General features: G+C 30.8%; 7 protein-coding genes and 1 riboswitch. All 7 genes read left to right on the plus strand.

The genetic code is table 11. The features are described from left to right. Positions 1-1,981 precede the first annotated feature (1,981 nt). The 7 genes from N4A55_RS05805 to N4A55_RS05835 all read left to right on the plus strand — a co-directional run bounded on the left by N4A55_RS05805 (position 1,982) and on the right by N4A55_RS05835 (position 14,614). Entirely contained in the window at positions 1,982-4,033 is a 2,052-nt protein-coding gene (locus N4A55_RS05805) for a serine/threonine-protein kinase (RefSeq protein WP_293754578.1), read from the plus strand. Between the two features lie 5 nt (positions 4,034-4,038). Continuing rightward, positions 4,039-4,701: a hypothetical protein gene (locus N4A55_RS05810; protein ID WP_293754580.1), complete on the plus strand. Its 663-nt coding sequence runs from the start codon at positions 4,039-4,041 to the stop codon at positions 4,699-4,701. A gap of 640 nt (positions 4,702-5,341) precedes the next feature. Beyond that, positions 5,342-6,682 carry an NCS2 family permease gene (locus N4A55_RS05815; protein WP_293754581.1) on the plus strand — a complete coding sequence of 447 codons (1,341 nt, stop codon included), beginning with the start codon at positions 5,342-5,344 and terminating at the stop codon, positions 6,680-6,682. 8 nt (positions 6,683-6,690) lie between these two features. Then, positions 6,691-6,772, plus strand: a riboswitch (ZMP/ZTP riboswitch). 115 nt (positions 6,773-6,887) lie between these two features. Further along, positions 6,888-9,110, plus strand: coding sequence for a formate C-acetyltransferase (gene pflB, locus N4A55_RS05820; protein ID WP_293754582.1), 2,223 nt, complete (start codon positions 6,888-6,890; stop codon positions 9,108-9,110). A gap of 45 nt (positions 9,111-9,155) precedes the next feature. After that, positions 9,156-10,709, plus strand: coding sequence for a bifunctional phosphoribosylaminoimidazolecarboxamide formyltransferase/IMP cyclohydrolase (gene purH, locus N4A55_RS05825; RefSeq protein WP_293754583.1), 1,554 nt, complete (start codon positions 9,156-9,158; stop codon positions 10,707-10,709). Between the two features lie 439 nt (positions 10,710-11,148). Continuing rightward, positions 11,149-11,643: a GAF domain-containing protein gene (locus N4A55_RS05830; RefSeq protein ID WP_293754584.1), complete on the plus strand. Its 495-nt coding sequence runs from the start codon at positions 11,149-11,151 to the stop codon at positions 11,641-11,643. A gap of 43 nt (positions 11,644-11,686) precedes the next feature. Further along, complete coding sequence (locus N4A55_RS05835) at positions 11,687-14,614, plus strand: insulinase family protein (protein ID WP_293754585.1); 2,928 nt, start codon at positions 11,687-11,689, stop codon at positions 14,612-14,614. The last annotated feature ends 13 nt before the right edge of the window (positions 14,615-14,627 follow it).

Genomic DNA, 14,627 nt, shown 5'->3' on the forward strand with positions numbered 1-14,627 from the left:
AATACATCAAGATGCACCTGGTATTAGTGGTTCATTGGTAGAAGGTAGAATTAATTATGATGCATTTGTCCTTGATAATAAAGTGAAGGCTATTTATTACCAGGAACAAACAAAGACACAAAAATAGAGTATAATATTTAAGGTGTATGAGAGAGCCTATTGTGGCTCTTTTTCTTTTATGCTTGTTAAAGTATCCCGACATTTCCGACACCCTAAATAAGGTAAAAGTATACCTAGAAATCCGAGACCCTAAAAAAGGAATATTCATAAATTTAATGTTGTACTTTTATGTTGTACTAATGTTGTACTCATTAACCAACTGTAAAGATTTTTTATAAAATAAATGGAACGGAGTACTCCGAAAGAATACGGAGTACTCCAAACAAAAAATTAATAAAATTCCTTCGTGAAAAGAGCCTGATTTTAAGAATCAGCTTTATCAAATGGGTATAGATTGATGGAGAATGATGGAGTAAAAATGCTAGTAAATGCTAGTATAATAACAATGATATATATGAATTGAGCTACCACAAAAACAACAGTTTAATGCAACGCACATGCTAAGAAATGCTAAGGTTTTTTCGGAACGTTATTTGGAACGCTTTAAGGAACGTTACTATTCAATTGCAACGTTTAATGCAACGCTTAATGCAACGCTTAATGCAACGTTGCATTAATAATAAACCTAATAAAAACTAAGTATTGATTAGAAATATAATACTGTAAAACCAAACGAATGCACCCTATAGTGCACACAAAAATAAAAAAGGGGGTGCAGAGAAAGGGTGCAAGAATACTAAGAAATACTAAGATTAAATGTTGACAATTGTTGACATAGAAAATAGTAATTAGATCTAATGGTTTCTATTATTTCATATCAGTGGAAGAAGAAGTATCTGCAGATTCTGCAGTCCCTAAAAAAGGGAAAGTATTGCAAGATTTGCGAGTCCCTAAAAAAGAACATTATCAAAAGTATGGTGACATAAGTGACACCCTAAAAAAGGTTCTATCAAAAAGTATTCGGACATATCGGACACCCTAAAAAAGAACTATATTGAAGGATGGTGGTTTTAATCATTTTAATGAATTGGCCAGGTCAATATTATTGACTTTGTTAGCTAAGGGGTATTTTAATAGATTAACTAATCATTTATAATCCTAAATTAGGTTCTCCTATAATATCTGACAAGCTTAACTACAAAACGGTCTAATGTAAAAATTTGTCTTTAAAAAAGTGAAATTAATGTTACAATATAGTTTAGCCATCAGAAATGATTTAACCAGGTAGATATTATCTACTTTGTTAATGGAGTTAATTTTGTTAAAAAAAGAAAACCTAAATTGATGAAGACAATGTTACCCTCTAAAAGAGGGTAAGCTTAAAAAATAGTATCACAATTCCTATATTATGGGATTTGTAGCATATTACAATTAAATATTATTTTACCATACTGATAATATCGGGTTGCATCAATGCAACCAATTTATAAAACTCCCATAATTTTATGATCTGTAATGTCGGGTAAGCCGACATCTGAAAATATATGTTTAACATCCCAATCCCAAATGGACTTGGCTCTAGCAACGCCTCTAAGGATTAAAATTTGGTATCATCTACAGCTTGTACTAGAAAAGTGATATAAAAACTAAGGGGAAGAAATAAAATGGTTTAAAATGGCAAATATGAGGTCGCTCCCATTTGGGGGTAAGTGATTGAATATGTTAGCTATTCATCAATAACTATTCTATTCGGCAGTTTCGGCGCCCCTAAAAAAGGAGTACTATATACTATTTTGTTAATTATGGCATCCGATAGATGTATAATTTAGCCATTGTATAATTCTTATGTAGATAAATAAATTGATAATAATATACAATGTAATATTATCCATTATTTAATAAATTATGTTATAATATAGTAGAATATATTAATTCGTGTTAAATGATGAGATTATAATATAGTAAAATGGGGGTATGAAATGTGTTAGGAAGGACTATTAATGGGTATACAATAATTGAATTTAAAGGTAAAGGCTCTTTTGGTACAGTATATAAGTGTAAGAAAGATGAACAAATATATGCAATTAAAATTTTTTCAATGGAATATATATATGATGAATATTTGAACGGGGAAGATAATAGAATAACTAGAGAAATTGAAGCGCTAAAGATCGTTGATTCTCCTTACGTAGTTAGATATGTAGATGATGGAAAATATGTAGAAAATGGTTGGGAATATATATACGTTGTCATGGATTACGTAGAAGGCGATGACATAGCTAATGTTTTAAAGAATAATGGTAAATTTACTTTTAACAAAGCTATTGCTATTTTTGAACAAATAGTTGAGGGGATTGACGCAATTCATAAATCGAATATTGTTCATAGGGATTTAAAACCAGCTAATATTTATTTGTTAAAAAATAATAGTGTTAAAATACTTGATTTTGGTTTATCTAAATTGATAGACTTTACATCAATCACAAGTACTGGGGCAATAATAGGGAGCCCTTTATATATGTCGCCAGAACAAATAACAGATAGTAAAAATATAGATTACCGTTCAGATTATTATGCATTAGGTGTTATTCTTTTTGAAATGGTATCAGGGAAAAATCCATATGGTGAAATTACTTCAAGAGAAGAACTTTATTATAAAATACAAAAAGAACCGCCTTATTCTATTAGATATTATGAGCCAACAATTGAAAATAGAATAGATAATTTATTATCAACATTACTAGAAAAATTGAATTACAAGAGACCTAATTCAATTGCAGAAATTAAGAAGTATTTATTAACATCAGAAAAAACAGATACTCATGAAACTGTTACATTTAGTCCGTCTTTTTTTGTGAGACTATGGAATGAAAAAACTGTACTTCAAGAGTTTTATCAAGATGATTACAGTATAGAAAATGCAGTGTTTCCAATAAATCATCAAAATCGGCAGAAAAACCTTTTGAAAATATTGAAGAATGAGGATATATTTTACTTCATAGATCCGGCTACAATGCGTTTAGCATATGATAGTTATTCAGAAGTAAAAGGGTTAATAGAATTAGAATATGCTCCTAGAGATTTAAGCAGACTTGAACTAGAAGATTTGAAATCTTATGAATCAAAAAAAATCTATGTTCAAAAGGTAGTTGATGAACAAATAAAACACAATCCAAATGCCATTGTGGCACCTTTTCATGTGAGTAATAATTCAAACCTTGTTAAGATAAAAATGGACACATCAGAGAATTGGTTCAGTATGGATTCTAAGTTGGTTGGAGAAACTAAAGACTATCTTAATAAAATTAATTATCAGGGTAAATTGATTGGTGGATTTTGTATCAAAGCAGAAGTATTAACTACTAAAACTGAGAGAGAATATTTCTTAAATGTTTTATCAAGCCTTGAATGTGACTGTTACTGGGTATATGTTGACTGTATTGATTTCAATTCAAATATTTCACAACTATATAATTATGCTTTAACACTTTTAGAATTACAAAAAGCTACTAACAAACCAGTTATTGCGGGTAGAGTAGGAGAATTTGGACTGGTTTTACTGGCATTTGGACTATATGGTTTTGAAGCAGGAACATCAAGATTTGAATCTTTTTATGAAGATTTATATAAAGAGGTTTCAGACCCATACAATATGTATGTTAGATATTATGTTCCAGAATTATTAAGGAGTATAGCTATTTTAAGGAAAAACCCAGCTAAAATAATAAATATGTTAAAATCTAGTGTGGGGGAACATATAAAGTGTGATTGCCCATATTGTAACGGTGTTAGTCCAAGTTCTTTTACTAATGAAAAGTTAACCAGGAAACATTTTTTATACTGTAGAAATAAAGATATAGATGAACTAAGATCATTTGAGAAGTTAGAAGATAGAGTGAGTTATATAGAAGATAGAATTAAGAAGGCTATAGGTTATTACAAGGAATTAAGACCAATATTTAAAGATGAGGACAGTAAATATTTGAAAAATTGGTTAGAAGTAATAACTAAGCTGAAGGAAAGGTGGCTTTAATAAGCGTGTTAGAATCGGATATGGTCCTAGGAATGAATAATTATCTAGAAAAATATGGGATCAAATATAAAAATGAAGTAAGAATGGGGATAGGCATTCCAGATATAACATTTAACTTAGGAGCAAATTCAAGAATTAAAAGATTAGATGATTATAATATGATGGAAATGTTAAGGTATATCCAGGAAAAACAACCTACCACATATGAACAGATATGTAAATACTTTAATCTTGGTATGGTAAAAGTTAAAAAATACATTTCTTATTTAGCTGAAATGAGTTTAGTAAAAATTAAAGAATGTGTTATTCGAACTTCAAAGAATATTTTTAACACAAAACTTGGGACTGTTATAAGTATTGAAGCGAAATTAAAAGATTGGAAGAATGGTTTTATACAAGCTCAAAGGTATTTATGCTTTTCTGATTATTCATATTTAGCATTGCCTAGTGATAAGATACAAAACGTTGATTTAGATAAGTTAAGAAATAAAGGAATAGGGCTTTTGTCTGTAGAAAATGATAAAATGAGGGAAGTACTTCAACCGAGGAAATCAAATCAATGTAATTATAGTTTTAAATACCTTGTTACATCAGAAATATTATATGATAATAACAATATAGGAAAAAAACGTCGTCGTGATAAGATATTTTTTGAATATAGGAGTTAATAGTCTTTGGCTGACTAGTGATTCTATTTTGATTCTAATAATTGTTAAAAGTTCATTTTACAATTTAAAATATGTGCAATAAAAATAATAAAATCCTATAAAATAAGCAACTATCAAACTATAATATTCTAATATACTAGAGTGGGAGTAGTAAACAGAATCGCTATAACCCTTGTAAACACTGGGTTTTTATGAGGTGGAAATAACCTCGTGACTGCCTTTGACTATGTTTCGTAATTTAGAGGGTTATTGATATTAAGTAAGCGTAAAATACACCACACATTTACTACCATGACCTCCATGATATAATCCGTTCATGGAGGTGTTTTTCAATGTCAGAAATTAAAAGTAATGATGAATGGTAAAAAATAAATGATAAAACGTATATTAATAAATATGATAATTTCAACAAGCTTTATATATTCTGTATTTCAATTATTATTTCATATACAATTACATACATTTATTATCCCTCTAAATTCCACCAATATAGACATATTGTAAGAAAATAGGTTTCTAAGCCACAAAAAACCCGAATATTTATCCTGAAATAGCATAAAACATTCGGTTTTATATTGACATGGAAAATTTTCTCTGATAAAATAATACTTGTAATAGAATATCGGATGGAGGGTTAAAGATGGAAAAATTCTTTAAACTTAAACAAAACAATACCAATGTAAAAACTGAAATATTTGCTGGTATTACTACTTTCATGACAATGGCATACATATTAATTGTTAATCCAAATATACTATCTGGATTACAAACAGCTGATGGATTCATACCTACTGGAATGGATAAAGGTGCAATATTCACTGCAACTGCATTAGCTGCAATTATTGGTACTTTGATAATGGCTTTAGTAGCTAATTATCCATTTGCACTTGCTCCAGGTATGGGACTTAACGGATTTTTTGCTTTTACTGTTGTTCTTAAAATGGGATACAGTTGGCAGGTAGCTCTAACAGCAGTATTTGTTGAAGGTATTATTTTTATAATTTTAACATTTGTTAATGTTCGAGAAGCACTATTTAACGCAATACCAATGAACCTTAAATATGCAGTTAGTGCAGGTATCGGTTTGTTTATCGCTTTTATTGGATTACAAAATGCAGGTATAGTAGTTGCGGACCCAGCAACATTGGTTTCACTTGGTGATATGACTTCAGGAACAGTGTTACTTGCTATCATCGGTGTATTAGTTACTGCAACATTAGTTGTATTAAAGGTCAGAGGATCAATATTACTTGGTATTTTGATTACTTGGGTACTAGGAATGATAACTGAGGGACTAGGGGTATTTCAACCACAGTTTAGTGTAATTCCAACAAGTATTTTCTCAGCACCTCCTAGCATAGCTCCAATAGCATTTAAATTTGATTTTAGTGCAGTAGCTTTGGCGAACTTCTGGATTGTTGTTTTCTCTTTCCTATTTGTCGATTTATTCGATACTTTAGGAACTTTAATAGGTGTTTCTAGTAAAGCAGGATATCTTGATAAAGATGGTAAATTACCTAAAATAAAACATGCATTATTTGCAGACTCAGTTGCTACAGTAGCAGGAGCATGTCTTGGTACTTCAACAACAACAACATATGTTGAAAGTGCTTCAGGAGTAGCTGCTGGCGGAAGAACTGGATTAACATCTTTAACAACTGCAGTATTTTTTGCACTTGCATTATTCTTCTCACCTGTTTTACTTACAGTTCCAGCATTTGCAACAGCACCAGCATTAATAATTGTTGGATTCTATATGATGGAATCTATTGCTAAAGTAGATTTCAGTGATTTAACAGAATCTATTCCAGCTTTCTTAACAATTCTTGTTATGCCTTTGACATATAGTATTTCTGAAGGTATTGTGTTTGGAGTAGTTTCATATGTAGTAATTAACTTTTGTGTGAAGAAGGGTAAAAAAGTTCATCCTATCATGTATATACTATCAATATTATTCATATTGAAATACATATTATTATAAATTAAATATTACTTCTGTATGACTGGCGGAAGTGGGAGTACCCACAGGGAGTACAGAGTTATAATTATGCCGACCGCCTGGGCAATAGACCGTTAAGAAGTCTATGTGCTCAGGCGGTCTTTTATTATCTTATTGGAAATATTCTATGGAAGATGTGGAGTAATTGCTTTCATGTCTTACTAATAAATAGAAAGGATTAGATAAAATGAAACAATGGCATAATTTTAAAGAGGGTATATGGAAGCAAGAAATTAATGTAAGAGATTTTATTCAAAAAAATTATAGTCCTTATGAGGGCAATAATAGTTTTTTAGTAGGACCTACTAAGAGAACTAATGAACTTAATGAGTATTTTAAGGAATTGAAAAATAAAGAATTAGACAAAGGCGTTCTTGATATTGATACAAGAACAGTATCATCCTTGTTGACTTTTGAACCTGGTTATATTGATAAAGATAAAGAAATCATAAAAGGTTTACAAACTAACAAACCATTGAAAAGATCAATCAATCCTTTTGGCGGAATTCGTATGACTAGAAATGCTTGTCAGGCATATGGATATGAAGTTGACGAAAAAGTCGAGGAAGAATTCAAATATAGAACAACCCATAATGACGGTGTTTATCGTGTTTACTCAGATGAAATGAAATTAGTAAGAAAGACAGGTGTTATTACAGGGTTACCTGATGCATATGGCAGAGGTAGAATAATAGGAGACTATCGTAGAGTTGCTCTCTATGGTATAGATTACCTAATACAGGAGAAACAGTTAGATAAGAAAAAATATAGTAATGAAATAATGTCAGATGAAAATATCAAGTTGCTTGAAGAACTATATAGACAAATAGATTTTTTGGATAAGCTAAAAGAAATGGCAAAATTATATGGAGATGATATCTCGCTTCCAGCTGAAAATGCAAGAGAAGCAATACAATGGATATATTATGCATACCTTGGAGCTATAAAAGAACAAAATGGTGCAGCTATGTCTTTGGGACGTGTCAGCACATTTATAGATATTTATATAGAACGAGATATAAGGAATGGACTAATTACAGAAGCTAGAGCACAAGAATTAATTGATGATCTAGTATTAAAATTGCGTATGGCAAGACAACTTAGGACTCCTGAATATAATGAACTTTTTGCAGGGGACCCAATGTGGATTACAGAAGCAATCGGTGGTATGGGTGAAGATGGAAGAACATTAGTTACTAAGAGCTCGTATAGATTCATTAACACCTTATACACTTTAGGTTCAGCACCAGAACCTAATATAACAATTTTATGGGCAAAAGAATTACCAGCTGATTTCAAGAAATTCTGTGCAAAAGTATCAATTGATACAGATTCTATACAATATGAAAATGATGATTTGATGCGTTCTCTATATGGAGATGACTATGGTATAGCATGTTGTGTATCAGCTATGAAAATAGGAAAACAAATGCAGTTCTTTGGAGCAAGATGTAATATGCCAAAAGTATTATTGATGGCATTAAATGGAGGTAAAGATGAAATAAAAGGCATTCAGGTAGGACCAAAACTGAAACCATTAGAAGGAGAAATTCTTGATTATGAAGAAGCAATTGAACGCTTCAAGAAATACCAACAATGGTTATGTAAGTTGTATGTTAATACTATGAATGTAATACATTATATGCACGATAAATACGCTTATGAAAAGCTTCAAATGGCTCTTCACGATACTGAGGTCGAACGTACTATGGCTTTTGGTATGGCAGGACTTTCAGTAATGGCAGATTCCTTTAGTGCTATTAAATATGCAAAAGTAATTCCAATACGGAATGAAGATGGATTGATTATAGATTTTAACATCATAGGTGACTATCCAAAATACGGTAATGATGATGGCAGAGTGGATAGAATTGCAAGTGATTTAACAACTGGTTTTATTAATGAATTAAGGAAACATAAGACTTATAGGAACTCGACCCCTTCATTATCTATCCTAACCATAACATCTAATGTTGTCTATGGTAAGAAAACAGGTTCTACACCTGATGGTCGAAAGCAGGGACAGCCTTTTGCACCAGGAGCTAATCCTATGCATAATCGTGACCACAAAGGAGCATTAGCATCACTTAACTCAGTGGCAAAGATTCCTTATGATAGTTGCTTAGACGGGATATCATGTACTTTCTCTATTCAACCTAAGACATTAGGTAAGAGTGAGTATGAACAAGTAAAAAATCTTGTTGGCATTTTAGATGGTTATTTCTATCAAAATGGGCATCATATTAATGTTAACGTATTAGATAGAGAAAAGTTGATAGATGCTATGGAACATCCAGAAAAATATCCTACCTTAACTATTAGGGTATCAGGGTATGCAGTTAATTTTAATAGATTAAGTAGAGAACAACAGAAAGAAGTTATTAATAGAACTTTTCATGGTAAATATTAAAACTTGTTTTCCACAAAATATAATAATAAAAAGGAGATTAGAAATATGAAAAGAGCGTTAATCAGTGTTTCAGATAAAGCAGGTATTGTAGAATTTGCTAAGAAGTTAGTAGAGCTTGGAGTTGAGATTATATCAACTGGTGGAACTGCTAAGAAACTTATTGAGAATGGTGTAAAAGTAATTGGTATTTCAGATATTACAGGATTTCCAGAGTGCCTAGATGGAAGAGTTAAGACACTTCATCCGAGTATTCATGCTGGATTGCTTGCAATGAGAAGTAACAAAGAACATATGAAACAATTAGAAGAATTAAATGTTACTCCTATAGATTTAGTGGTAGTTAATCTTTATCCTTTTAAACAAACTATCTTAAAAGATGGAGTAACTAGAGAAGAAGCTATTGAAAATATTGATATAGGTGGTCCAACAATGCTTCGTTCAGCAGCTAAGAATTTTCAAGATGTTGCTGTAGTAGTAGACCCAGATGATTATGATACAGTATTAAAAGAAGTTGAAGAGAAAGGTGAAGTATCATATGAGACAAAATTTTATTTGTGTTCTAAGGTGTTTGAGCATACATCACACTATGACACTTTAATAGCTAATTATATGAGAAAGCAAAGAAATGCTAATGATTTCCCAGAAACAATTAGTATGACATTCGAGAAAGTGCAAGATATGAGATATGGTGAGAATCCACATCAAAAAGCTGCTTTTTATAGAGAAATAGGTAATACAAAAGGATGTCTTACTAACGCTAAGCAAATACATGGCAAAGCGTTATCCTTTAACAATATCAACGATACAAATGGAGCTCTAGAACTATTAAAAGAATATGATGAGCCTACAGTTGTTGCTTGTAAACATGCTAATCCATGTGGAGTAGGTAGTGCAGACAATATCTGTGATGCATATATAAAAGCCTACAAAGCTGACCCTGTTTCAATATTTGGTGGTATTATTGTAGCCAATAGAGAAATTGATAAAAATACAGCCGAGGAAATTAATAAGATATTTGTTGAGATTGTAGTTGCGCCAAGTTACAGTGAAGAAGCGATTGAAGTACTTACTCAGAAAAAGAATATTAGAGTACTTACACTAGAGAATATATTACAAAAACAACCTGATACAGCATACGACCTTAAGAAAGTAAGTGGTGGATTACTTATTCAAACAATAGATAATAAATTATTACCTAATGATCTTGAAGTTGTAACAAAAGCTAAGCCATCAAAAGAACAAATGGAAGACTTGAAATTCGCTTGGAAAGTTGTTAAGTTTGCAAAATCTAATGGTATAGCTATAGGAAAAGATAAGATGTCTCTTGGTGTTGGACCTGGACAGGTTAATCGTATATGGGCATGTAAACAGGCTATAAGACACGCTGCAGAGCATCTTGGAGCAGATTTATTAAAAGGTGCAAGTCTTGCATCAGATGCTTTCTTTCCATTCCCAGACTGTGTTGAAGAAGCGGCAAAAGCGGGAATTACTTGTATTATACAACCAGGTGGTTCAATAAGGGATAAGTTATCTATAGAAGCTTGTGATAAATATGGTATTGCTATGGTGTTTACTGGAATGAGACATTTTAGACATTAATATTAGATAATTAAACTAAAAGCATTTAAGAGGGGGAGTTTTCTTAAATGCTTTTTTAACATTATAAAGTAGTATATGGTTAGTATAAGTCAGAAAAAGTGTTTATATTACTAGCCATATTATTTGTACTGGAATTCCTATGAGTGCATCATTTTGAGGTATATGTCCAGAATATATTCTAAAAGGCATATCACAGGTTAGATGATAGGGGAGGACATATACGATTTTCTGCATCCATGCTAGAAATGTTTATTGTTACAATAATTGATAATGAAAAAAATATAGTATTCTATTGTAAAAAGATAATATGCCAATACAATAGAAAATGATAATTACATTAGATGAAAGATGTTAGCAAAATTAGGAAAAAAGCTTGTAATATAGCGTTAGAAAGTATATATTATTAGTATTAAGGCAAAATAAGGAAAGGATTAGTGGAATGTTTCAGATTGATGATTTTTCATTTAATACAAAAAAGGAATTTTACGATAATATAATTTGTAACGCAAAAGGACTTATGTATGAAGAAAGAGACAAAATTGCAAATTTGGCTAATATATCTGCATTATTATTTTATACAATGGAGAAAATAAATTGGGTAGGATTTTATTTGTATAAAAATGATGAACTAGTTCTTGGGCCTTTTCAAGGAAAAACTGCTTGTATAAGAATAAAAATTGGAAAAGGTGTTTGTGGTACTGCTGGGAAATTGAGAGAGACTCAAATAGTACCTGATGTACACGAATTCGAGGGACATATTCCTTGTGACGGCGACACTAATTCAGAGATAGTAATTCCAATAGTAGTAGATAATAAGCTTATAGGTGTTCTGGATATTGATAGTCCTATTACTAATAGATTTGATGTTACTGATAGTGAATACTTAAATAAGTTGGCTTCACTTATTACTGATAGTTGTGATTGGAATGAATAATAAATAAGTTGCAATAATTTTTTTGATAAGGAGATGTTACTAAGTGGTTTTTGAAGTAGGTAAGTTATACCATGGTTTCAAATTAATTGATGAACAAAATATAAGAGAAATAGGTTCTGTTGGAAGATTGTTTCATCATGAGAAAAGTGGTGCAAGACTTGTATCCATAAATAATGATGACAACAATAAAGTATTTTCTGTGAATTTTAGAACTCCACCTGTTGATGATACAGGATTACCTCATATACTAGAACATTCAGTTCTATGTGGATCAAGGAAATTCCCTTTGAAGGATCCTTTTGTTGAATTGGTTAAAGGTTCTTTGAACACATTTCTTAATGCTATGACATTTTCAGATAAGACTATGTATCCTGTAGCAAGCCTTAATGACAAAGATTTCCTTAATCTTGTGGATGTCTATATGGATGCAGTTTTTTATCCTAATATCTATGATAGAACTGAGATTCTAAGACAAGAGGGCTGGCATTATGATTTAGCTAATGTGGAAGAGGATATCACTATAAAAGGTGTAGTCTACAATGAGATGAAGGGAGCTTTTTCTTCTCCAGAACAAGTGTTGTTCAGAAAGATTCAGCAATCCCTATTACCAGATACTCCATATTCTTATGAATCTGGTGGAGACCCAGATTATATACCAGAGCTTACTAATGAACAATTCTTGGATTTTCACAAGAAATATTATCATCCATCTAATAGTTATCTATATTTATATGGAGATAGTGATGTTGATAAGATGTTAGAATGGTTAGATGACAATTATTTGAAAGAGTTTGATAGTATAGACATAGATTCTAGTATCAATTTGCAAAAACCTTTCAGTGAGTTTATTGAGAAGGTTGAATACTATCCAATTTCTTCTAATGAGAGTGAAGAAGGTAAGACTTATCTTAGTTATAATGTTGTTGTCGGTAATGCAACTAACAAAATAGATTATAGGTCATTCGAGATACTTGAATATGTACTCCTAGAAGCACCAGGAGCACCACTTAAGAAAGCGTTGATTGATGCTTCCATAGGAAAAGATGTATTTGGTTCATATGACAATACTTTGTTACAGCCAACATTAAGTATAGTTGCTAAGAATTCAGATACAAGTAAAAAAGAAGAGTTCATTTCAATTATAAGAAATACCTTACAGGAAATAGTTGAAAAAGGTATTGATAAAAGAACAATAGAAGCAGCAATAAATTATTTTGAATTCAAAGTAAGAGAAGCTGATTATGGAAGATATCCAAAAGGGATTATCTATGCTATGATGTGTATGGACAGCTGGTTATACGATAATGATCCTTTTATGCATTTATCATATGATGAAACTTTTGAAGCATTAAAAGAAGGAGTTAAGACTGATTTCTACGAAAAATTGATTAAAGAAAATCTGTTGAACAATACTCACGGAAGTCTACTTATAGTAGAACCTAAAAAAGGTATATTAGCTAAACGAGAAAAAGAGTTAGAAGATAAACTTAAGGCTTATAAAGATTCGTTATCAAATGATGAACTTAATAAGTTAGTAAAAGATACTATTCATCTTGAAGAATATCAGAGTGAACCAGAAGCCAAGGAAACACTATTAAAGATACCTTTATTAAGCTTGGATGATATTAGTAAAGAACCTGAACATCTTTTGTTAGAAGAAGGGGAAATAGAAAATATCAAGGTATTATTGCATCCTGCATTCACTAATAATATAGCTTATATCAAATTGTTGTTTGATACTAAAAAGATACCAGAGGATCTTATTCCTTATATAGGTCTGATAACAAAAGTATTAGCAAATATGGATACAGAAAATTATAGTTACGGTGAATTATCTAATGTCATTAATATAAATACTGGTGGTATTTCTTTCAATATTAATATATATGGACAGAATAATGAACCAGATGTATTCTTACCAAAATTTGAAGTGTACGGAAAATGCTTTTATGAAAAGATTCCACAGTTATTTGAGTTATTTGGTGAAATCATGTTTAATACTGATCTCTCGGATAAAAACAGATTATTACAAGTAATATCAGAAGCGAAATCACGAATACAAATGATGTTAACAAGTAGTGGACACATAGCTGCTGCTACAAGAGCTGAAAGTTATTTTGCTAATACTGCATTATACAAAGAATTAACAAGTGGAATATCATTCTATCGTTTCTTGGATAAACTAGAAAGTGACTTTGAACAAATGTCAGAGGAAATAATAAGTAACATAAAAAAAACTATCAATTATATGTTTAAACCAGAGAATTTAGTTATAAGCATGACTTCAGAGAAAGATGCTTATGGATTATTTAATGGGGAGGCTAAACATTTTATCGATAAATTGGATGATTCATTATTGGAGTTGAATGATGTGAAATTCGACTTAAATAAGACAAATGAAGGATTATTGACATCAGACAAAATCCAATATGTAGCAAAAGCAGGAAATTTCATTAAAAAAGGATATCGTTATACTGGAACTCTTAAGGTTTTACAAACTATAACTAGTTTAGATTATTTATGGAATAATGTAAGAGTTAAAGGTGGAGCTTATGGATGTATGAATGCATTTTCAAGAAATGGTAATGTATATTTCACATCATACAGAGATCCTAATCTTAAAAAGACTCTAGATACTTATGATAAGATAGATGGATTTATCTCTACGTTTGATACAGATGATAGAGAAATGACTAAGTACATTATTGGTACAATTAGTAACCTTGATAGACCATTGACACCAGCTTTAAAAGGAGATAGAGCTATTGGTTCATATATTAGTAATGTCTCTTATGAAGATATATTAAATGAAAGAAAAGAAGTTCTAAGTACTACCAAAGAAGATATTAGAGAGACAGCTGATTTAGTCAAATCAGTATTGAAACAAGATAATATCTGTGTAGTGGGTAATGAGAATAAGTTAGAGAAAAACAAAGAAATATTTAATGAATTAGTTCATTTATTCAATTAATTAAAAATTATAT

Source organism: Vallitalea sp. (assembly GCF_025211055.1).
Taxonomy (GTDB): domain Bacteria; phylum Bacillota; class Clostridia; order Lachnospirales; family Vallitaleaceae; genus Vallitalea.

Coding starts and splice junctions, on each gene's coding strand:
- N4A55_RS05815 (WP_293754581.1), top strand. CDS start 5,342: ATGGAAAAATTCTTTAAACTTAAACAAAACAATACCAATGTAAAAACT.
- pflB (WP_293754582.1), top strand. CDS start 6,888: ATGAAACAATGGCATAATTTTAAAGAGGGTATATGGAAGCAAGAAATT.
- purH (WP_293754583.1), top strand. CDS start 9,156: ATGAAAAGAGCGTTAATCAGTGTTTCAGATAAAGCAGGTATTGTAGAA.
- N4A55_RS05830 (WP_293754584.1), top strand. CDS start 11,149: ATGTTTCAGATTGATGATTTTTCATTTAATACAAAAAAGGAATTTTAC.